The following is a 19,426-nucleotide window of genomic DNA, read 5'->3' on the forward strand; positions in this document are numbered from 1 at the left end:
GTATGGCGGAAGGAGAGGAAGCCATCGAGAATGCGAAGCTGGGTCGAGAGCGCCAACGATCCGCAGGGCGATTTCCCGCTTGCGAACCTTCCCTACGGCGTGTTCAGCCGCGAGGCGGACGAGCCGCGCTGCGGGGCGGCGATCGGCGACATGATCGTCGATCTGGCGGTGCTGGAGGGGGTCGGGCTCCTGGCGGCCGGGGCAGGAGCCCCGGTGTTCGCGAGCGGGCGGCTGAACCCATTCATGGCGCGCGGGCCAGCGGTGTGGAACAGCGTCCGCGGCCGACTGACCGAGCTGCTTGCCGAGGGCGGCGACCGGGCGGTGCGCGACAACCGCGATCTGCGCGCCCGGGCACTATCGCCGATGACGGCATGCCGGATGCACCTGCCGTTCGAGGTCAGCGGCTTCACGGACTTCTATTCGAGCCGTCACCACGCCTTCAATGTCGGCTCGATGTTCCGCGGGCCGGAGAATGCGCTGCCGCCCAACTGGCTGTCGATTCCGATCGCCTACAATGGTCGCGCGTCGACCGTGGTGGTGAGCGGTACCGGCATCCATCGTCCGCTCGGCCAGATGAAGCCGCACGGGAGCGACGAGCCGGTGTTCGGTCCGTCGCGCCGGCTCGATTTCGAGCTGGAACTCGGCGCGGTCGTTGGTGTGCCGAACCGGATGGGCCAGCCGGTGACAGTGGCTGAGGCCGATTCCATGATCTTCGGCTACGTGCTGCTCAACGACTGGTCGGCGCGTGACATCCAAGCCTGGGAGTATCAGCCGCTCGGACCCTTCCAGGCCAAGGCCTTCGCCACCTCGATCGGCCCGTGGGTGGTCACCAAGGCAGCGCTCGAGCCGTTCCGGGTTCCGACCCCGCCGCGCGAGCGGCCGCTCCTGCCCTATCTGCGCGAACCGGGGCCGATGCTCTACGACATCAGGCTCGAGGTGCTGCTGCAGCCGGCAGGCGCGCCGGCGGCGACCACGATCAGCCGGACGAATTACCGCGAGATGTACTTTTCGGCCGCCCAGCAGCTGTGCCATCACGCGGTCGGCGGCTGCCTGATGCGCACCGGCGATCTGCTCGGATCGGGCACGATCTCGGGTCCGACACGCGACAGCCGCGGCTCGCTCCTCGAACTTTCCTGGGGAGGCCGGGAGCCGCTGAGGCTCGACACCGGCGAAACGCGCAGCTTCCTCGAGGACGGCGACACGGTGACGCTCGTCGGTCGTGCGCAGGCAGATGGCTGCCGGATAGGCTTCGGTGAATGCACGGGCACGATCCTGCCGGCGGTCGTGGAGCCGGACTGGTAGGACGAACATCGCCCGCAACATCAACCGCGGAGAACCCTTATGGCCAAGACCTTTGCCTCGGTCGGCGATCTCGCCGAGAAGACGATCTCCTTTACCGAACTCGGCCCCGGCCTGCATGCCTTCACCGCCGAGGGCGATCCGAACACCGGCGTCATCGTCGGTGACGATGCGGTGATGATCGTCGACGCACAGGCGACACCGGTGATGGCGCAGAAGGTGATCGAGCGGGTGCGCTCGGTAACCGACAAGCCGATCAAGTACGTGGTGCTGAGTCACTACCACGCGGTGCGGGTGCTCGGTGCCTCGGCTTACGGCGCAAGCGAGATCATCGCATCGGAGAAATGCCGGGCCATGATCCACGAGCGCGGCCAGGAGGATTGGGAGTCCGAGTACGGCCGGTTTCCCCGGCTGTTCGAGGCCGCCGACTCGATCCCGGGGCTGACCTGGCCGACCATGACCTTCGAGCGCAGGATGACCGTCTATCTCGGCAGCCGGCGGGTGGATCTGATGCATCTCGGCCGGGCACACACCGCCGGCGACATCGTTGCCTGGGTGCCGGACGCCGGCGTCATGTTCTCCGGCGACATCGTCGAGTATCGCTCGGCCTGCTATTGCGGCGATGCCCATTTCGGCGACTGGCCGGCTACCCTCGATGCGATCGCCGCGCTGAGGCCGAAGGCACTGTCGCCCGGTCGCGGCGACGCGCTGATCGGGGAGGCAAAGGTGGCCGAGGCGATCGCGCTGACCCGCGACTTCCTCACCTCGACCTACGCGCCGGTGGCGGCTGTGGCCGCGCGCGGCGGCTCGCTCAAGGAGGCCTGGGAGGCCTGCCGCGCCGCCTGCGATCCGAAGTTCGCGGACTATGCGATCTACGAGCACTGCCTGCCCTTCAACGTGGCGCGCGCCTATGACGAGGCGCTCGGCATCGACACGCCGCGCATCTGGACGGCAGCGCGCGACCGCGAGATGTGGGCGGCGCTGCAGGGCTGACCTCCGCAGGCTTGTCCGCGGCAGGGCGCGCGCAGGCCAGCCGCCTCGATCGGGTGAGGCGCCATCGGGTCCGCGCCGCAGGGGGCGTCCGAGCGGACGCGCCCCTTGCCCGCTTGCCGAAAGGGGAGCATTCTCACTGGTATGACGACCAGGGATGCGCCCAGGCGACGGCGGAAGCTGTCCGACCAGGTGCAGGAGCGACTGCTGGAGCTCATTCAGTCGAGCGCCATGGCGCCCGGCGACGAACTGCCGTCGGAGCGCGAACTGATGCAGGCGTTCAACGTCGGGCGGCCGGCGGTGCGCGAGGCGATGCAGAGCCTGCAGAGCCGCGGGCTGCTGGAGATCCGTCACGGTGGCCGGGCGCGGATTGCCGAACCGTCGATCGGGCGCATGGTCGAGCAGATGGGCGAGACGATGCGCCATCTGCTCACCCATTCGCCGGCGACGCTGGAGCATCTCAAGGAGGCCCGCGCAACCTTCGAGCTGGAAATGGTCAGGCTCGCCGCCCGGCGCCGGTCGGAGGGCGATCTTGCCCGGCTCGCCCGCATTCTCGAGGCCGCCGACTCGGTCCGCTCCGACCCGCCGCGCTTCATCGAGTATGACGGGCAGTTCCATCGCGAGATCGCCGCGATCAGCGGCAATCCGATCTTCGCGGCGCTGTCGGAGGCGCTGTTCGGCTGGCTGTCGCACTTCCATGTCGACATGGTGCGCGTGCCAGGCGCCGAGCAGCTGACCCTCGGCGAACACCGTCTGATCGTCGAGGCGATCGCCGCGCGCGACCCCGACCAGGCGGCGCGCGCCATGCTCGACCACCTCAATCGTGCCAACAGCCTGTACCAGCGGGCCTTTCCGGAGGTTCGGGCGTAATGGCGCGCCAGGCAGTGGCTGTCCTTGCGGCAGCTTCGTGAGTGGTATAATCTGATCACAACAAAGAAATGCGCGCCGCGGCCCGAACCGGGGCGATGTCGAGGGAGACGCCAGGGATGCCATTCGAGTCGATGCGGGAGATGGCCCGCACGCGGTCGCTGAAGGTCGGTCACTTCGTCGTCGAGTTCGCGACGCCAGGGATCGGCTATGTGCTGAGGAATGCCGGCTGCGACTTCGTGCTGTTCGATACCGAGCATTCCGGCTTCCACACCGAGACGATCAAGACGGCGCTGCGCTTCTTCGAGGCGGCGCGGGTGCCGGCGATCGTACGGGTGCCCTCGAAGGAGTATCACCACATCGCCCGGGCGCTCGATATGGGTGCGGAGGGGCTGATGGTGCCGATGGTCAACGATGCCGCCGAGTGTCGTGCCATCCTCGACTGCATGAAGTACACGCCGAAGGGCAGGCGCGGCGTCGCCCTGTCGGTCGCGCACGACCACTATTCCGGCGGGGCCGTGATGGAGAAGCTCGCCGCTGCCAACGAGCGCACCGTGCTGTTCGCGCAGATCGAGACGGCGGCCGGCGTCGAGAATGTCGAGGAGATCGCCGCCACCGAAGGGGTGGACTGCGTGTGGGTCGGTCATTTCGACCTGTCCTGCTCGCTCGGCATTCCTGGCCAGTTCGACCATCCGAAATTCAAGGACGCGATCGCCAGGACGATCGCCGCGGGGCGCAAGCACGGGAAGGCCGTCGGCCGCCTGGTACCGGACACGGCGACCGGCATCGCGCTGTTCAAGGAGGGTTTCGATTTCGTCTGCTATTCGGGCGATGTCTGGGTGTTGCAGCAGGCACTGACGTCGGCGGTGAACGAGATCCGGGCCGGTTGCGGCAAGGGCGCGGCGGGTAGCGTTGCGAAGGCAGCGACAAAGGCGACGAAGACCGCGAAGCCGAAGGCGGCGGCCAAGGCCACGCCTGCCGCCAGGCGTGCGAAGGCGCGAGCGTCTGCCGGGCGCAAGGGCGTCGCCAAGGCCGGTACCGGGAAGCGCGGGTGAGGATCGCGCGATGGAGCGTTTCCGGGTCGCTCTCTCGGGGGACTTCCGCAGGGCGGACGGCAGTCCGACCTATCCGAGTTTCGATCTGACGCCGCTGACCTCCGATCCGCGGATCGAGACGGTCTGGGTGGATCCGGTCGATGGCGTGATCCCCGCCGCGGGTCTCGAAGGCTGCCATGCCCTGATCCTGCTGATGCCGCGCTTCGCACGTCAGTCGGTCCCCTCGGGAAATACGCTCGCCATCGTTGCCCGCTTTGGCGTCGGTTACGACAATGTCGATCTCGCCGCCTGCGACGAGCATGGAATCGCCGCGGTGATCACGCCGGACGGCGTGCGTCGGCCGGTGGCGGTGTCGGTCATCACCTACATACTCGCCCTGTCGCAGAAGCTGCTGGTGAAGGATCGCCTCTGCCGCGCAGGGCCGGAGGGCTGGGCGAAGCGGTCCGATCACATGGGCGAGGGCCTGGTCGGCAAGACGCTCGGCCAGCTCGGCCTCGGCAATATCGGGGCGGAAGTGTGTCGGCTGGCGAAGCCGTTCGACCTGAAGCTGATCGCCTATGATCCCTACGCGAACGTCGCGCTGGCGCGGGAGCTCGGCGTCGAGCTCGTCTCCGAGGAGGAGGTGTTCCGCCGCTCGGATTACCTGTCGGTGTCGATTCCGCTGTCCGAGGCGACGCGCGGCTTCGTCAATGCGGCGCGGCTGAAGCTGATGAAGCCGACCGCCTATCTTATCAACACCGCGCGCGGGCCGGTCGTCGATCAGAAGGCGCTGTATCGGGCGCTGACCGATGGGACGATCGCCGGCGCCGGGCTCGACGTGTTCGAGATCGAGCCGGCTCCGGCCGACGAGCCGCTCCTCAAGCTCGATAACGTCATCGTCACGCCGCACTCGCTGTGCTGGACCGATGAATGCTTTGCCGGCAATGGCGCCGCCGACATCGCCGCCGTGCTGGCGGTGATGAAGGGCGAGACGCCGCGCGGCATCGTCAATCGCGGCGTCGTCGACTCCCCTGCCTGGAAGCAGCGTCTGGCCGAGTTCGGGAGGCGCTTCGCCTAGTCACGGGTCTTGCAGTCTCGAGAACGACCGGACCGCGATGCACGGCCGGAACCACGGGAGGACCAACCTATGGATAGACGCAGATTCCTCGTATCGGCCTCGGCGCTGGCCGGCGTATCGGCATTCGGTCTGCCACGGATCGCCAATGCCGAGGCGGCCAAGACGGCGGTCGAGGCCGCCAAGCAGTATGCCGGGACCGAGATCAGCATCGTCTGGGAGGCGGGGCTGCAGTCGCTCGACCCGCTCAACTTCTCCGGACCGCTGTGGGAGAAGGAGACCGGCATCAAGGTCAAGGTCATCGAGGTGCCGGTGGCCGAGATGTTCACGAAGATCCTGCAGGAGCACCGGGCCGGCACGGGCGCCTATGACGCGCTGAACGTGATCCCGTCGTGGATGCCCGATCTCGTGCGTGCCGGTGCGCTCGAGGATCTCGATCCGTATGTGGACAAGTACGGCTATCGGGAGGAACTGAAGACGATCGCGCCGGTCTACCGCGACAATCAGATGATGGTGGATGGCAAGATCTACGGCCTGCCGGACGACGGCGACGTGTTCGTGCTCTACTACCGCAAGGACATTCTCGGCGATCCGAAGATCCAGGCCGCCTACAAGGAGAAGTACGGCACCGACCTGCCGGTGCCGCCGAAGACCTGGCAGGAATTCGATCAGGTCGGCTCGCTGATCACCGAGGTGACCGGCGGCAAGCCGTACGGGGCGGCGTTCTTCCGCGAATCCGCCTACGGCAATTTCATGTTCCAGGAGCGCTTCCGTGCCGAGGGCGGCAGGTTCTTCGACGAAGAGACGATGAAGGCGACCATCAACTCGCCTGCTGGCGTCAAGGTTCTCACCGACTGGGTGGCGGAGAACAAGTGGATGCCGCCCGGCGTGGAGACGTGGGGGTTCGTCGAGAACCTCGCGGCCTTCCTCCAGGGCGACACGGCGATGACGATCTCCTGGCCGCCCTACGGCCGCTGGGCGGCAGGCTACGGCACCGACGAGCAGGCGCTGTCCTGGGTTCCGAAGTCGCAGATCGCCGGGAAGGTCGGCTATGCACTTACCCCCGGCGGACATCCGCAGCTCGCCGCCGGTTTCGCGCTCGCCGTCTCCTCGTCGTCGCGCAAGAAGGACCCGGCCTATCTGTTCATCCAGTGGCTGAACTCTGCCGAGATCAGCCTGGAACGCGTGAAGCTGCCCTACGCGTTGCGCGATCCGTTCCGCGAGAACCATTTCGCCTCGGAGGATTACAAGAAGCTCTGGCCGGACGCGGCCGAATATCTCGCCGCGCTCGAGGCGGGCGCCGTCAGCGGCCTGCTCGACCTCTCGGTGATCCAGACCGACCGCTACGAGGAAGGTCTCCGGCAGGCGATCTCGCGGCTGTGGGCGGGTGAGGATCCGCAGAAGATCCTCGACGACACGGCGGCCGCCTGGGACCAGATCACCGAACGGATCGGCGTGGACAAGCAGCGCGAGGCCTACAAGGCCTGGGCTTCGAAGCCGAACGCATACCCCTCGTGACCTCGGCGCACCTCGTCGGCCGCTTGCCCGATGCAGGCGGCCGACCGCCCTTGTTGCGAGGCGGGCAGGCAGGCAGGTGAGCGGATGACGACGCAATGAGCGCCTCGGCAGTCGACAGCGCCGTGGGCGTGCGGACCAGCGGGTTCGCCGACCGCAACTTCAAGTATCTGATGATCGCGCCGGCGGTCATGGTGATCCTGCTGATCGGACTGTTCCCGGTCGTCTACACGCTGATCATCAGTGTCCAGAACCTGACGATGATGGACGAGGACACCTCGTTCCACGGCCTCGTCCATTATCGCGCCGTCCTGACCGACCTCAGGTTCTGGGAGGCGCTGGCCCATACCATGATCTTCGTGGCGATCGCCCTGCCGCTGGAACTGATCCTCGGCCTCGCGCTCGCTTACCTGTTCCTGGAACGGATGCCCGGACGGCAGATCTTCGTGGCGCTGCTCGTGCTGCCGGTCGTCACCTCGCCGATCATCGCCGGGGCGACCTGGCGGCTGTTGTTCGACAACCGCTTCGGTCCGATAAACCAGGTGCTCGGCTGGATTGCCGGCGAGCCGGTGACGATCCTGTGGACGGTCGATCCGAACTTCGTCTATCCGGCGATCCTCATCGCCGAGGTCTGGCAGTGGACGCCGTTCATGTTCCTGCTGCTGTTCGCGGCGCTGTCGAACGTCGACCAGAGCCAGCTCGAGGCAGCCGAACTCGACGGTGCCGGCTTCTGGCGGCAGTTCCGGCTGATCGTGCTGCCGGCGATCTGGCCAGTGATGGCTATCGCGGTGCTGATCCGCGGTCTCGACCTGTTCCGGCTGTTCGACGTGGTCTGGGCGCTGACCCGGGGCGGGCCGGGGACGCGCACCGAGACGATCTCGATCTATGCCTATGTCAAGGGTTTCCAGCAGTTCGAGACGAGCTTCACGGCGGCGATGGCCTTCATGGTCATCGCCATCCTCGCGATCTCCGTGACGCTGATCCTGCGACGCATGGAGATCGACCGATGATCCGGGCCGACCGCGGCGGCGGACTGGCGCTGCGCTATGTGGTGGCGACCGCGGTGACGGTCGTCTTCCTGTTCCCGATCTACTGGCTGGCGATAATCTCGTTCAAGACGCCCGACGAGATCTTCGCCTATCCACCGGTCTGGTGGCCCGAATCGATCCAGTGGGCGAACTATGCGGTGCTGTTCATGGACGGCGACGCGGTGACCGTCTGGAACAGCCTGGTCATCGCCTCGGTCTCGACCGTCTGCGCGATGATCCTCGGCACCATGTGCGCCTATTCGATCGCCCGCTTCCGGACCGGCGGCAACCTGTTCTCGGACTGGGTGCTGTCGAACCGGATGATCCCGCCGATCGTCATCGTGTTCCCGGTGTTCCTGCTCTACGTGCGGCTCGGCTGGGTCGACACATATGTCGGGCTGATCGTGCTCTACACGGCCTTCAACCTGCCCTATGTGATCTGGATGATGCGCGGCTACATCCAGGACATTCCGCTGGAGCTCGAGGAATCGGCGCTGGTCGATGGCTGCACCCGCTGGCAGGTGTTCCGCAAGGTGGTGTGGCCGATGGCGCGCGGCGGGCTGTTCGCGACCGCCGTCTTCACCTTCGTGTTTGCCTGGAACGAGTTCATCTTCGCGCTGGTGCTGACGCGCTCGAACGTGACGACCTTTCCGGTGCAGGTCACCCACTATTTCGGCGGGCAGTCGAACTTCTGGGCGAAGATCGCGGCGATGAGCATGCTTGGCACGATCCCGATCTTCATTGCGGTCGCACTTCTGCAACGCTTCCTGGTGCGGGGCATCTCGCTCGGCGCGGTCAAGGGGTGAACATGGTGCACTGGCATCCCGCCGCACTCCACCCTCATCCCGGCCGCAGCGGATCGGAGAGCCCGGCCCGGGAGCCGAAAACCGGTCGAGGCTCTGCCCGCCCGATCCCGGCACGGCCTTTGCGGCCGTCCGGAATGACGGGGTGCGGATGCTGGTCAATGGATCGCGAGGCATAGATGGCGCGTCTGGAAATCCGTGGCCTGAGGAAGAACTACGGCAAGGTCGAGGCGCTGAAGGGCATCGACCTCGACATCGCCGAGGGCGAGTTCTGCGTGTTCGTCGGCCCCTCCGGATGCGGCAAGTCCACGCTGCTGAGAACCATCGCCGGACTGGAGGACATCAGCGCCGGTACCATCCGCATCGACGGGGAGGTGGTCAACTCCCTCAGACCACGCGACCGCAACATCGCGATGGTGTTCCAGAACTACGCGCTCTACCCCTATCTCAATGTCTTCGAGAACATCGCCTTCGGGCTCAGGGCGCGCAAGGTACCGGACGCCGAGGTCCGCCTGCGCGTCGGCAAGGCGGCGGAGATGCTGGGCATCACGGCGCTGCTCGACCGAACGCCGCGCCAGCTGTCCGGCGGCCAGCGCCAGCGCGTTGCGATCGGCCGGGCGGTCGTGCGCGATGCCCGGCTGTTCCTGTTCGACGAGCCGCTGTCGAATCTCGACGCCCAGCTGCGCGACGGGATGCGCGCGGAGATCAAGCGGCTGCATCAGGAGATCGGCAAGACGACGATCTACGTCACCCACGACCAGATCGAGGCGATGACGCTGGCCGACCGGATCGTGCTGCTGCGCGACGGGGTGATCGAGCAGCAGGGCGCGCCGCTCGATCTGTTCGAGCGGCCGGTGAGCCGGTTCGTGGCGGGCTTTCTCGGATCACCGCAGATGAATTTCGTGCCGGCGAAGCTGGAAGCCCGGGATGGCAGGCTGTCGCTTGCCTTCGACGAGGACCGGTGGCTTCCGCTCGACCGAGCCCGCGCCGCCGCCTACGATGCCTGGCGGGGCCGCGACGTCATCTTCGGCGTCCGCCCGGAGCATATCAGCCGCGGCGGCAATGGTGCTTCGGAAACAGCGTCGCAGCCGCGGATTCCTGTTCTCATCGACCTCGTTCAGCCGACCGGTACGCGCACCTATGCCCAGTTCCGCCTGAACGGTGTCGAGGTCACGGCGGAATTGCCCTCGCACTGGGTAGAAAGCGCCGGAACCCGGGTCGAGCTGGCCGTGGACATGTCGCGCATCGTGCTGATCGACCCCGGGACGCAGAAGGTGATCGCGGGATGAGGATGGTGGCCGTCGCAGACTTGCCGGACCACACTTGCCGGGTCATCGCGGCCGGGCGGAGCAAGACCTTGGATTGGAACGCAGTAGCCGTCGTCTTCGCCCGATCCCGGATCGGCCTGTCAGCCGTCCGGGGCGACGCGGACTGGGACGAGCGCAACATCTCGGACGGATGCCCATGACACCTTCCCGATCCATCAAGCTGTTCGGCACCGAGCAGCCCGTCGGCGCGACGACCGTGCTGAGCGCGGGCGCGCTGCGTGCGACCCTTGAAGCGGGCAACCTGCGCTACATCACCGTCGCCGGGAAGGAGGCGCTGCGCGCCATCGCCTTCCTGGTGCGCGACCGCAACTGGGGCACCTACAATGCGGACATCAGCAATCTGTCGATCGCCCAGGATCAGGACGGGTTCGAGGTGACCTATGACGCGGTCTGCAAGGACGCATCGCAGGCGCTCGCCTATTCGGCGCGGATCGTCGGCCGGCCGGATGGCACCCTGACCTTCGCGGCGAAGGGCGAGGCGCTCACGGATTTCGTGACCAACCGGACAGGTTTCGTCGTCCTGCATCCGCTCGATGGTGTCGTCGGCCACCCCGTCAGGGTCGAACATACCGATGGCCGGATCGTCGACAGCCGCTTTCCCGAACAGGTCGACCCGGCCTGCCCGTTCCAGGACATCCGTGCGCTCAGCCACGAGATCATGCCGGGCGTGACGGTGACCTGCCGGATGGAGGGCGACGCCTTCGAGATGGAGGATCACCGCAACTGGATGGATGCCTCCTACAAGACCTATGTGCGGCCGCTGGCGCTGCCGTGGCCCTACACGATCGCAAGGGGCGAGCCGATCGACCAGAAGGTCACGCTGAAGCTGGAGGGACGACCCGCGGCGGCCGCCGGAGGCGCTGCGGCGTCGGGCGAACAGGCGACGGTGACCGTCGGCGGACGCAGCGGCACGGCGATGCCGGCCATCGGGCTTGCCGTTCCGGCCGAGCACGCGGCGGCCGCGTTGGAGAAGGCCGACATGATCCGCCGGCTCGGACCGGCCTTTCTCGTCTGCCATTTCGATCCCCGCAAGGGCCATGGCCGCGCGGAGATGGCGACGTTCGCCAGGCTCGGGGAGGCGACCGGGGCGGAGCTGGTGCTTGAAGCCGTCGTCCCCTGCCTCGACGCCGAAGGCAGGCCGACCGCCGATCCGGCCGTGCTGAGGCGCGACATCGCCGCGATCCGCGATGCCGCGGCGGGAGTGGCGTTCGCGCGGGTCGCAGTATCGCCCGCGTGCGATCTCAAATGCACGCTGCCGGGCTCGACATTCCCGCCGGCGCCGGGCTGGGCGGAGCTCATCGAGGCAGCGCGCGACGCCTTTCCCGGCACCAGTGTCGGCGGCGGCATGTTCAGCTACTTCACCGAGCTCAACCGCAAGCGGCCTCCCGCCGGACTGCTCGACTTCATCTGCCATACCGGCTCGCCGATCGTGCATGCCGGCGACGACGTGTCGGTGACCGAGACGCTGGAGTCGCTGCCGTCGATCTTCGGCTCGGTCAGGGCCTTCGGCGGCGGCAAGCCGTACTGGGTGTTCCCGACCGCGATCTCGATGCGCGACAACCCGTATGGTGCAGCGCCGGCCGAAAACCCGGGCAACATCCGCCAGGCGATGAATCGAGTCGATCCGCGCGAGCGCGGCCTCCTTGGCGCGGCCTGGTATGCCGGGTTTCTGGCCCATGCGGCGCGGGCGGGCGTCGATGCGGTGACGCTCGGGGCGGTCGCCGGACCGGCCGGTGTCGTCTATGTACGGCAGGACCACGCCCAGCCCTGGTTCGACGAGGCGCGCCCACCGGCGATGCCGACCTACTTCGTGGTGGCCGGGCATGCCGCGATGCGGGGCAGCGCGGTGCTCGACACCATGTCGAGCCGGCCGCGCGACATCCAGGCGCTGGCGGTCATCCACGACAACGCAACGACGCTATGGCTCGCCAACCTCACCGGACAGGACAGGCGCGTCACGGTCGAGGGGGTGTCAGGACAGGCGACGGCACGCATCCTCGACGAATCGACCTTCGAGGCCGCCTGCCGCGATCCGGCGACGCTGCCCGAGATCGGGGTCGATCCCAGGGCGATCGGCCTCGCCCCCTATGCGGTCGCGCAAATCCGATTCGGCTGAACGGGCGGCGCTGCGACCGCGCCAATCATGACGGTCTCGCGCCCCCATCCCCGCGTCAGCCACGACGTCGCGGTCGCGGCGATCCGGGATCGGCAGGGCAGGGCGGCCGTTTGGAGGCAACTCCATCCTGGCTCTACGTGCTTGCCGGGCTCCGGTCGGGATGACACGAGTTCTTCGGACAGTTCATTGCAGCAGCTTCCGGATCACGCCGCAGCCGATGTCGATGTCGCGGACGAGGCTGTCGCGCACGCCGGCGACGTCGCCGGCTTCCAGCGCGCGCATCAGCGCCTCGTGCTCGGTGTTGGTAACCGGCATGGCACCCGCCTTGCCAAGCAGGTTGAAGTAGGGGCTGATCTGGAGCCAAAGCGACTCGATGATGCGATCCAGCGTCGGCGATCCGGCAACCGAATAGATGCCGAAGTGGAAGGCACGGTTTGCCCTCAGGAACGTCTTGGCGTCACCTTCTGCGACCGCGCGCGTCATCTCGGCGAGGTGGCCGCGCAGACCCGCAAGGCGTGACGCATCCATCCCCGCGACCGCCCACCCGGCAGCGAGCGGCTCGATCTCGCGGCGCACGCGATGCAGGTCGTCGAGGCGGGCGGCGGAAAGCGGCGGTATGCCGATCGACCGACCGGAGACGACGGTCAGCACATTTGCGGCAGCCAGTCGCTTCAGCGCCTCGCGCACGGGCATCGCGCTGGTGCCGAACGTGTCGGCCAGTCCCTGGATGGTGACGAGCTGGCCCGGCGCGATCGCCCCGTCGAGGATGAGATCGATCAAGCGGCGGTAGACCTCGTCTTGCAAGGTCTCGCGGGAGATCGGGCTCGCGTCCGGCAGATCGAAGCGACGTACTGTTGTGCCGGCCATCCGGACCTCTCTCTGGATGTGTCACGCCTCATCCATACGCCTCCGCGCGCGGCCTGAACAGGCCGCAGCATCTTGCAGCAGGTGGTCGGCGGCGGCGGGAATCCGCTAGGCTCGGCGCGCTGTGCCCGCACGCCAGGCGATTGTCATGCCGTATAGCCCTGCTGCTCGCGACCGCATCTCGCCGAAGACAGCGCGCCGCATCGCGCTGGCTGCGCAAGGCTTCGCCGAACGGCGGCCGGCAGCGCGCGTTGCGTCCAACCATCTGGCAAAGGCGATCGACCGGATCGGGCTGATCCAGATCGATTCGGTCAACGTGCTGGTGCGCTCGCATTACCTGCCGCCCTTCTCGCGGCTCGGCGCCTACGACCGCGACCTGCTCGACCGGCACGCCTACCGCCGGCGACGGCTGTTCGAATACTGGGGCCATGAGGCGTCGCTGCTGCCGGTCGCGCTCCACCCCCTGATGCGCTGGCGCATGGCGCGGGCGCGCGCCGGCGAGGGGATCTACAAGGGACTCGCCCGGTTCGCCGCGGAGCGGCGCGACTTCATTGATGCCGTGCTTGCCGAGATTGGCGAACGGGGACCCCTCGGCGCTGGCGAGATCAGCATTGCGGGCCGGTCGAGCGGGGGCTGGTGGGGCTGGAGCGACGGCAAGCTGGCGCTCGAATGGCTGTTTTGGGCAGGTCTGGTGACGACGGCGAGGCGGCGCAATTTCGAACGGCTGTACGACCTGCCGGAGCGCGTCCTGCCTGGCGACATCCTGGCGGCGCCGACGCCCGACGAGGCGGATGCCCGGCGCGAGCTGATCCGCATTGCTGCCCGCTCGCTCGGGATCGCCACCGAGCGCGACCTGCGCGACTACTTCCGGCTGCCGGTGGACGGCACCGCCGAGCGGATCGGCGAACTGGTCGAGGCCGGCGCGCTCGTGCCGGTCACCGTTGCTGGCTGGAAGCAGTCGGCATTCCTCGATCCGACCGCGAGGTTTCCACGCAAGGTCGAGGCGCGGGCGCTGTTGTCGCCGTTCGATTCACTGGTATGGGAACGTGACCGGGCCGAGCGGCTGTTCGGCTTCCGCTACCGCATCGAGATCTACACGCCAGCCGAGAAGCGGGTGCACGGCTACTACGTGTTGCCGTTCCTGCTGGGCGAGACCCTGGTTGCCCGCGTCTGCCTCAAGGCCGACAGGGCGACGGGTGTCCTGCGGGTCAACGCCGCCCATTGCGAGGCCCATGCGGTGCCGGAGGTGGTCGCCGGACCGCTCGCCGACGAACTTCGCGGGATGGCCGCCTGGCTTGGTCTAGCGGACGTCGCGGCGGAGACCACCGGGGATCTTGCTCCCGCGCTGAGGTCGGCGCTTCGCTGAGTGCTCGGCCTCAATGTGCGGACGGCTGCGAGTCCGCGTCGCGCCGCGCGGCCGGTCGGTCGGGGTTGCTCAGCGCACGAATGTTTGATCCGCCGCGACCGCAACGTGGCAAGCCGGGCGGCCGTGGCTTTCGTAATGTCTCCCGAGATCGGAGGCGAGCGTTGATCAGCAGGCGACATTTCTGTGCCACCGGGTTCGGCGGGCTCGTCATGCTCGCCCTTGCGGTGCGGCCGGCCGCGGCATTTGCGGTAACGAAAAGCGATGCCGAGTGGCGCCGCGTCCTGACGCCGGAGCAGTACCGTGTCCTGCGACAGGCGGGCACCGAGCGAGCCTGGTCGAGCCCGCTCGGCAAGGAGAGGCGCGCCGGCACCTATCATTGCGCTGGCTGCGACCAGGCGCTGTTCCCCTCGCAAACCAAGTATGACAGCGGCACGGGCTGGCCGAGCTTCTATGCGCCGATTGCCGGTGCCGTCAGGACGAAACCCGACCCCGGCATCTTCGGCACGCGCACGGAAGTCCATTGCAGTCGCTGCGGCGGGCATCTTGGGCATGTCTTCGACGACGGCCCGCCGCCGACGGGCAAGCGCTACTGCATGAACGGCGTCGCCATGCTGTTCCGACCGGCCGGGGCCTGATTGTCATGCAACTGCCGCGCTGGCTTCTCTCCGGTCTCGCGGGCCTGATCCTCCTGGCGCTGCTTGCGCTCCCTCCCGCCGCGCGGGCGGCGGAAGCGGTGTTCGCCGGCGGCTGCTTCTGGTGCATGGAGGAGCCTTTCGACCGTATCCCCGGCGTCGTCTCGACCACCGCCGGCTATATCGGCGGCCATCTCGCCAACCCGACCTATCAGCAGGTGACGACTGGTACGACGGGCCATGTCGAGGCGGTACGGGTCGTCTATGACCCGGCCCGCGTCTCCTACGAGACGTTGCTCGACGTGTGCTGGCGCAATGTCGATCCGTTCGACGCCGGAGGCCAGTTCTGCGACCGGGGCAGCCAGTACGCCAGCGCCATCTTCGTGCGCGACGCCGATCAGCGGCGCGCCGCCGAAGCGTCCAGGCAGGGCATTGCCAAGCGGTTCGGCAAGCCGGTCGCGACGACGATCCGCCCTGCGGCAACGTTCTATCCGGCCGAGGACTATCATCAGGATTACTACCGGACCAACCCGCTCAAGTACAAGTTCTACCGCAGCCGCTGCGGCCGCGACGCGCGCCTCAGGGCGCTCTGGTAATCGAGGCGAGATTCGCAGGCCCCTCGCCTCGCCGGCCCTGCGCGATGACGCCGCCCGCACCCTGCCTGTCCTCGGGGCGGACGAGGACGATCGCACGCGGCTTGATCATCCTCCGGCACTTGCGCAATAGATCGGGCTCCAACCGGGCCCGTACCGCTGATGACCTTTGCATCGCCGCAGGAGTGGCGTTTCTGCGTCGCCCCGATGATCGACTGGACCGACCGTCACTGCCGGTTCTTCCACCGGCTGCTGACGCGGCGTGCCCGGCTTTACACCGAGATGGTGACGGCGCCAGCGATCCGGCACGGCGATCCCCGGCGCCTGCTTGCCTTCAGCGGCGCGGAGCAGCCGGTCGCCGTGCAGCTTGGCGGCTCCGATCCGGCCGAACTCGCCGAGGCGGCTCGGATTGCCGAGGGGTTCGGCTATGTCGAGGTCAACCTCAATGTCGGCTGCCCGTCCGACCGGGTCCAGTCCGGGCGGTTCGGCGCCTGCCTGATGGCCGAGCCCCTGCTCGTGGCGCGCTGCGTGGCCGCGATGAAGGCGGCGGTTTCGGTTCCGGTGACGGTGAAGTGCCGGCTCGGCATCGACGATCAGGACATCGAGGCGTCGCTCGATGCGTTCGTCGCCGCCGTCCGCGATGCCGGGGCCGATCTGGTCATCGTGCATGCGCGCAAGGCATGGCTGCATGGGCTCAGCCCGAAGGAGAACCGCGAGATCCCACCGCTCGATTACGGGCGTGTGCATCGCCTGAAGCAGGCATTTCCCCGTCTGCCTATCGTCATCAATGGTGGCATCGGTTCGCTCGACGAGGCGCTCGTTCAGCTTGCCCATGTCGATGGTGTCATGCTCGGGCGGGCCGCCTATCAGCGTCCCGGCCTGCTCGCGGAGGTCGATGGCCGCCTGTTCGGCGAGGCAGATCCGCAGAGCGATCCGGTCACCGCGGTCGAGGCCTATGCCGAATACGCCGCCGCGATGCATGCCGGCGGCGTGCCGCTGCACCATCTCACCCGGCCACTGCTCGGCCTGTTTCACGGTGCGCCCGGCGCGCGCCTGTGGCGCCGGATGCTAAGCGTCGACGCGCAGCGACCCGGAGCCTCCACCCGTCTCCTCCACGAGGCGCTGTCGATGGTGACGGCCGCCGCGCGGTCGGACGCCGCCTGATTGCACGCCTCGGAGGAACAGCGACATGCAGATCGTCGCGTCGAATGGCGAGTTGCTCGCACTCGCCCTGGCCCTGATCGCCTCCGGCGCCATTGCCGGGGTTCTCGCCGGCATGTTCGGCATCGGCGGCGGCGCGGTGATCGTGCCGGTGCTCTACCAGTTCCTGCTGATGCTCGGCATCGAGTCCGGCATCTGCATGCATGTCGCCATCGGCACCTCGCTCGGCATCATCCTGCCGACGTCGATCCGCTCCTACCTTGCCCACAAGGCGAGGGGCGCGGTCGACATGGAGCTGCTGCGAAGCTGGGTCGTGCCGGTCGTCATCGGCGTCGTGATCGGCTCGCTGGTCGCCAACTACGTCTCAAGCGCGGCGCTGCAGGGGATCTTTGCCGCCATCGCAGTGGTGATCGGTCTCAGACTGATCGTCGGCATCGGCAGCATGCGACTGGGACCCGACATCCCGGGCCAGCCCTGGCGCAGTGTCATCGGCGTTGTGATCGGCGTGCTGTCGACGCTGATGGGCGTTGGTGGCGGCGTGCTCAACAATACGGTGATGACGCTCTACGGGCGAACCATCCACCAGGCGGTGGCGACGTCCTCGGGGCTGGGCGTGATCATCGCCATCCCCGGCACGATCGGTTTCGCCTGGGCCGGATGGGGCAATCCGGGTCTGCCGCCGTTTTCGGCAGGCTATGTCAACGTGCTTGGCGTGCTGCTGGTCATGCCGGTCACGTTGATCGTCGCGCCGATCGGGGTGCGCATTGCCCACGCCCTGGACAAGCGCAAGCTCGAGGCCGGATTCGGCATATTCCTGCTGATCGTCGCCGCGCGGTTCATCTGGGACCTGATCTGATCGCCTCGACGCAATCGCCCGCCGGACGGCGGGCGATGCGCAGGCCACGGACGACCGGTTGCCGACGGCCGGTCTCAGGCAGCGCGGCCGAGCTTCGCCTTCAGATCGGCGATCAGGAGCAGTGCTTCCTGGGTGTAGTCGTGGATGCGCGCCTTCTCTTCGGTCAGCGCGTCGAGACGAGTCAGCATCTTGTCGAGCATGCGTTCGGAGCGGGCCGGATCATTCGCCACATCGTTGCCGACGCCCAGGATGTCGCGGATGTCGTCGAGCGGCATGCCGACCTTCTTGCACTTGGCGATGATCTCGAGGCGCTGGCGATCGGCGGCCGAGTAGAGGCGGCGGTTGCCGGTGCGGCGCGGCCGGATGAGACCCTTTTCCTCGTAGAAGCGCAGCGCCCGCAACGTGAAGCCGAATTCGCGCGCGATCTCGCCGATGGTGAAGTGCGTACGCACGGTTGTCGGTGCGGAGCCCATGTCGGTGGCGCCTTGAAGTCTGACCGCGCCGCCGCGGTTACCGTAGTCTTCAGTCAATTCGAGCCTCCAAAGCCAAGGATCCAGCTGGCGACGCAGTCGCCTGGATCGTGAGATCCGCCTTCCCCCGCTGAGCGAATGTGATGAGTCCGCCGCCGCCCGCGACGACATGTGGGCGCCGTCCAACGCCGAACGGCCCGAACATGCCGACATTCCGTTCCCCAACCGAGAATGTCGTGCATGCGCAAGCGGCTGTGTCATCGTCCTTTTGTCACATGAACCAAACGCGGACCTTATCCCGGTGCGCCATTCTTTTATCCGGGAGCTCCGCGGCTGCAAGGCCGGAACCGACTGACCACGATTCAATCGTCGTCGCGCCGGTCCGTCGTCAGCTTGCGTCGCACCTCCGCCGGGTTCTTGCCGAACCAGCGGTAGGAGGCTCGCGTGAAGGCGCTGGGAGCCGAGAATCCCAGCCTGTAGGCGATTTCGGAGAGTCGCAGGTTGCGGTCCTCGAGGTAGCGCCTGGCCAGCATCCTGCGGGTGTCGTCGACCAGCTCCTGGAAGCTGGTACCGGCGTCGGCCAGTTTGCGTTGCAAGGTGCGGGTGCTGACGCCGAGACGTCGGGCCAGTCGATCGATCTGGATGCCTTCCTCGCTGGGCAGCGACCAGACGATCTCCTCGCGTGCGCAGGTGATCAGATCGGTGGCTTCTCCCCGCTCGGCGAGCTGTCGGTCGAGCAGCTGCCGGGCGATCTTGTGTACGACCGGATCGGCGCCTTCAATCGGCAGCGACAGCAGATCCGCCGGGAACGCGATCGAATTGCCCTGCTGGACGAAGGCGATCCGTCGGCCGAACAGACGGCGGTGCGCATCCTGGCTGCGCGGCGGCGGACGCTCGATGGTCGCACTGGTCGGCCGCCAGTTCGGACCGACGATCCATCCGACATAGCGAACGAGCAGGACCGCGGAGAAGTCGCAGAGCTGGGCGCGATGGACGATCAGCGGCGAGAAGGTCCATTCGACCGTCGCCTGGTTATCCTCGACGGTGAGCTGAAAGCCGGTCACGTCGATGCGGGTGCGGATGTAACGGATCAGCGTGAGCAGCGCATCGCGCAGCGTCGGCGCGTTGCGCATGGCATAGGTGAGGGCACCGCTCAGCTCGCCGGAAACGCGATCCGCGAGGCGCAGCCCGAAGCAGTCGTCGTCGGTCGCCACCGCGGCCAGTTCCAGCAATCGGGCGAATTCGGCGAGGCCGACGAAGGCGTCCTCGCTGACCGCGGCGACCGGATCGAGGCCGGCGGCCCGGGCGATCTGGGCAAAGTCGAGCCCCTTTTCCGCCAGCACGGGCGGAAGCCCTGCCAGGAGGCCCGTCGCCACCCGCAGTCGCTCCGTGAGCGGTCCGCTCATCATTTCGATCCTGCCGCTACGGA

Annotated in this window: 18 protein-coding genes; 15 read left to right on the forward strand and 3 right to left on the reverse strand. The window is 67.5% G+C overall.

Translation table 11 applies throughout. The annotated features are described in order from the left end of the window. Window positions 1–30 precede the first annotated feature (30 nt). From fahA to EDC22_RS01625, 10 genes are all read left to right on the forward strand, one after another. Window positions 31–1,302 (forward strand): fumarylacetoacetase, encoded by a 1,272-nt coding sequence (gene fahA, locus EDC22_RS01580; protein WP_132804843.1) that lies wholly within the window; start codon window positions 31–33, stop codon window positions 1,300–1,302. A 39-nt stretch (window positions 1,303–1,341) separates the two neighbouring features. Beyond that, window positions 1,342–2,292, forward strand: a complete 951-nt coding sequence (locus tag EDC22_RS01585) for an MBL fold metallo-hydrolase (RefSeq protein WP_132804844.1) — start codon at window positions 1,342–1,344, stop codon at window positions 2,290–2,292. A gap of 141 nt (window positions 2,293–2,433) precedes the next feature. Then, window positions 2,434–3,159 carry a transcriptional regulator NanR gene (gene nanR, locus EDC22_RS01590; protein ID WP_132804845.1) on the forward strand — a complete coding sequence of 242 codons (726 nt, stop codon included), beginning with the start codon at window positions 2,434–2,436 and terminating at the stop codon, window positions 3,157–3,159. 116 nt (window positions 3,160–3,275) lie between these two features. Beyond that, a complete protein-coding gene (locus EDC22_RS01595) occupies window positions 3,276–4,211 on the forward strand; it encodes an HpcH/HpaI aldolase family protein (protein ID WP_132804846.1) in 936 nt (311 codons plus the stop codon). A 10-nt stretch (window positions 4,212–4,221) separates the two neighbouring features. Next, window positions 4,222–5,268, forward strand: a complete 1,047-nt coding sequence (locus EDC22_RS01600) for an NAD(P)-dependent oxidoreductase (RefSeq protein WP_132804847.1) — start codon at window positions 4,222–4,224, stop codon at window positions 5,266–5,268. A gap of 69 nt (window positions 5,269–5,337) precedes the next feature. After that, on the forward strand, window positions 5,338–6,783 hold the full coding sequence (locus EDC22_RS01605; protein ID WP_132804848.1) for an ABC transporter substrate-binding protein: 1,446 nt from the start codon (window positions 5,338–5,340) through the stop codon (window positions 6,781–6,783). Between the two features lie 95 nt (window positions 6,784–6,878). Next, window positions 6,879–7,790 (forward strand): carbohydrate ABC transporter permease, encoded by a 912-nt coding sequence (locus EDC22_RS01610; protein ID WP_132804849.1) that lies wholly within the window; start codon window positions 6,879–6,881, stop codon window positions 7,788–7,790. After that, entirely contained in the window at window positions 7,787–8,614 is an 828-nt protein-coding gene (locus EDC22_RS01615; protein ID WP_132804850.1) for a carbohydrate ABC transporter permease, read from the forward strand. The genes EDC22_RS01610 and EDC22_RS01615 overlap by 4 nt, the downstream gene beginning before the upstream one ends. Before the next feature lie 176 nt (window positions 8,615–8,790). After that, window positions 8,791–9,900 carry an ABC transporter ATP-binding protein gene (locus EDC22_RS01620; protein ID WP_132804851.1) on the forward strand — a complete coding sequence of 370 codons (1,110 nt, stop codon included), beginning with the start codon at window positions 8,791–8,793 and terminating at the stop codon, window positions 9,898–9,900. A gap of 175 nt (window positions 9,901–10,075) precedes the next feature. Next, window positions 10,076–12,055, forward strand: a complete 1,980-nt coding sequence (locus EDC22_RS01625; protein WP_132804852.1) for a D-apionate lactonase family protein — start codon at window positions 10,076–10,078, stop codon at window positions 12,053–12,055. Window positions 12,056–12,238: 183 nt separating this feature from the next. Here the strand turns inward: EDC22_RS01625 and EDC22_RS01630 are convergent, their stop codons facing one another. Further along, window positions 12,239–12,922, reverse strand: a complete 684-nt coding sequence (locus EDC22_RS01630; protein WP_132804853.1) for a GntR family transcriptional regulator — start codon at window positions 12,920–12,922, stop codon at window positions 12,239–12,241. Window positions 12,923–13,067: 145 nt separating this feature from the next. On the opposite strand from EDC22_RS01630, the gene EDC22_RS01635 reads away from it, so the two are divergent. From EDC22_RS01635 to EDC22_RS01655, 5 genes are all read left to right on the forward strand, one after another. Then, complete coding sequence (locus EDC22_RS01635; protein WP_132804854.1) at window positions 13,068–14,285, forward strand: winged helix-turn-helix domain-containing protein; 1,218 nt, start codon at window positions 13,068–13,070, stop codon at window positions 14,283–14,285. A 161-nt stretch (window positions 14,286–14,446) separates the two neighbouring features. Then, entirely contained in the window at window positions 14,447–14,920 is a 474-nt protein-coding gene (msrB, locus tag EDC22_RS01640; protein ID WP_425385496.1) for a peptide-methionine (R)-S-oxide reductase MsrB, read from the forward strand. Window positions 14,921–14,925: 5 nt separating this feature from the next. Beyond that, window positions 14,926–15,513, forward strand: coding sequence for a peptide-methionine (S)-S-oxide reductase MsrA (msrA, locus tag EDC22_RS01645; protein ID WP_132804855.1), 588 nt, complete (start codon window positions 14,926–14,928; stop codon window positions 15,511–15,513). Between the two features lie 159 nt (window positions 15,514–15,672). Continuing rightward, window positions 15,673–16,674 carry a tRNA dihydrouridine(20/20a) synthase DusA gene (gene dusA, locus EDC22_RS01650; protein WP_132804856.1) on the forward strand — a complete coding sequence of 334 codons (1,002 nt, stop codon included), beginning with the start codon at window positions 15,673–15,675 and terminating at the stop codon, window positions 16,672–16,674. 25 nt (window positions 16,675–16,699) lie between these two features. Next, on the forward strand, window positions 16,700–17,527 hold the full coding sequence (locus EDC22_RS01655) for a sulfite exporter TauE/SafE family protein (protein ID WP_132804857.1): 828 nt from the start codon (window positions 16,700–16,702) through the stop codon (window positions 17,525–17,527). A 74-nt stretch (window positions 17,528–17,601) separates the two neighbouring features. Here the strand turns inward: EDC22_RS01655 and EDC22_RS01660 are convergent, their stop codons facing one another. Together EDC22_RS01660 and EDC22_RS01665 are read right to left on the reverse strand one after the other, a co-directional pair. Further along, window positions 17,602–18,000 carry a MerR family transcriptional regulator gene (locus EDC22_RS01660; RefSeq protein WP_132805108.1) on the reverse strand — a complete coding sequence of 133 codons (399 nt, stop codon included), beginning with the start codon at window positions 17,998–18,000 and terminating at the stop codon, window positions 17,602–17,604. A gap of 359 nt (window positions 18,001–18,359) precedes the next feature. After that, window positions 18,360–19,403 (reverse strand): AraC family transcriptional regulator, encoded by a 1,044-nt coding sequence (locus EDC22_RS01665; RefSeq protein WP_165926745.1) that lies wholly within the window; start codon window positions 19,401–19,403, stop codon window positions 18,360–18,362. Window positions 19,404–19,426 lie beyond the last annotated feature (23 nt).

Source organism: Tepidamorphus gemmatus (assembly GCF_004346195.1).
Classification (GTDB): Bacteria; Pseudomonadota; Alphaproteobacteria; order Rhizobiales; family Tepidamorphaceae; genus Tepidamorphus; species Tepidamorphus gemmatus.

What these genes read in the sequence shown, in the direction of transcription:
- fahA (WP_132804843.1), top strand. Translation starts at nt 31, where the DNA reads ATGCGAAGCTGGGTCGAGAGCGCCAACGATCCGCAGGGCGATTTCCCG.
- EDC22_RS01585 (WP_132804844.1), top strand. Translation starts at nt 1,342, where the DNA reads ATGGCCAAGACCTTTGCCTCGGTCGGCGATCTCGCCGAGAAGACGATC.
- nanR (WP_132804845.1), top strand. Translation starts at nt 2,434, where the DNA reads ATGACGACCAGGGATGCGCCCAGGCGACGGCGGAAGCTGTCCGACCAG.
- EDC22_RS01595 (WP_132804846.1), top strand. Translation starts at nt 3,276, where the DNA reads ATGCCATTCGAGTCGATGCGGGAGATGGCCCGCACGCGGTCGCTGAAG.
- EDC22_RS01600 (WP_132804847.1), top strand. Translation starts at nt 4,222, where the DNA reads ATGGAGCGTTTCCGGGTCGCTCTCTCGGGGGACTTCCGCAGGGCGGAC.
- EDC22_RS01605 (WP_132804848.1), top strand. Translation starts at nt 5,338, where the DNA reads ATGGATAGACGCAGATTCCTCGTATCGGCCTCGGCGCTGGCCGGCGTA.
- EDC22_RS01610 (WP_132804849.1), top strand. Translation starts at nt 6,879, where the DNA reads ATGAGCGCCTCGGCAGTCGACAGCGCCGTGGGCGTGCGGACCAGCGGG.
- EDC22_RS01615 (WP_132804850.1), top strand. Translation starts at nt 7,787, where the DNA reads ATGATCCGGGCCGACCGCGGCGGCGGACTGGCGCTGCGCTATGTGGTG.
- EDC22_RS01620 (WP_132804851.1), top strand. Translation starts at nt 8,791, where the DNA reads ATGGCGCGTCTGGAAATCCGTGGCCTGAGGAAGAACTACGGCAAGGTC.
- EDC22_RS01625 (WP_132804852.1), top strand. Translation starts at nt 10,076, where the DNA reads ATGACACCTTCCCGATCCATCAAGCTGTTCGGCACCGAGCAGCCCGTC.
- EDC22_RS01630 (WP_132804853.1), bottom strand. Translation starts at nt 12,922, where the DNA reads ATGGCCGGCACAACAGTACGTCGCTTCGATCTGCCGGACGCGAGCCCG.
- EDC22_RS01635 (WP_132804854.1), top strand. Translation starts at nt 13,068, where the DNA reads ATGCCGTATAGCCCTGCTGCTCGCGACCGCATCTCGCCGAAGACAGCG.
- msrA (WP_132804855.1), top strand. Translation starts at nt 14,926, where the DNA reads ATGCAACTGCCGCGCTGGCTTCTCTCCGGTCTCGCGGGCCTGATCCTC.
- dusA (WP_132804856.1), top strand. Translation starts at nt 15,673, where the DNA reads ATGACCTTTGCATCGCCGCAGGAGTGGCGTTTCTGCGTCGCCCCGATG.
- EDC22_RS01655 (WP_132804857.1), top strand. Translation starts at nt 16,700, where the DNA reads ATGCAGATCGTCGCGTCGAATGGCGAGTTGCTCGCACTCGCCCTGGCC.
- EDC22_RS01660 (WP_132805108.1), bottom strand. Translation starts at nt 18,000, where the DNA reads ATGGGCTCCGCACCGACAACCGTGCGTACGCACTTCACCATCGGCGAG.
- EDC22_RS01665 (WP_165926745.1), bottom strand. Translation starts at nt 19,403, where the DNA reads ATGAGCGGACCGCTCACGGAGCGACTGCGGGTGGCGACGGGCCTCCTG.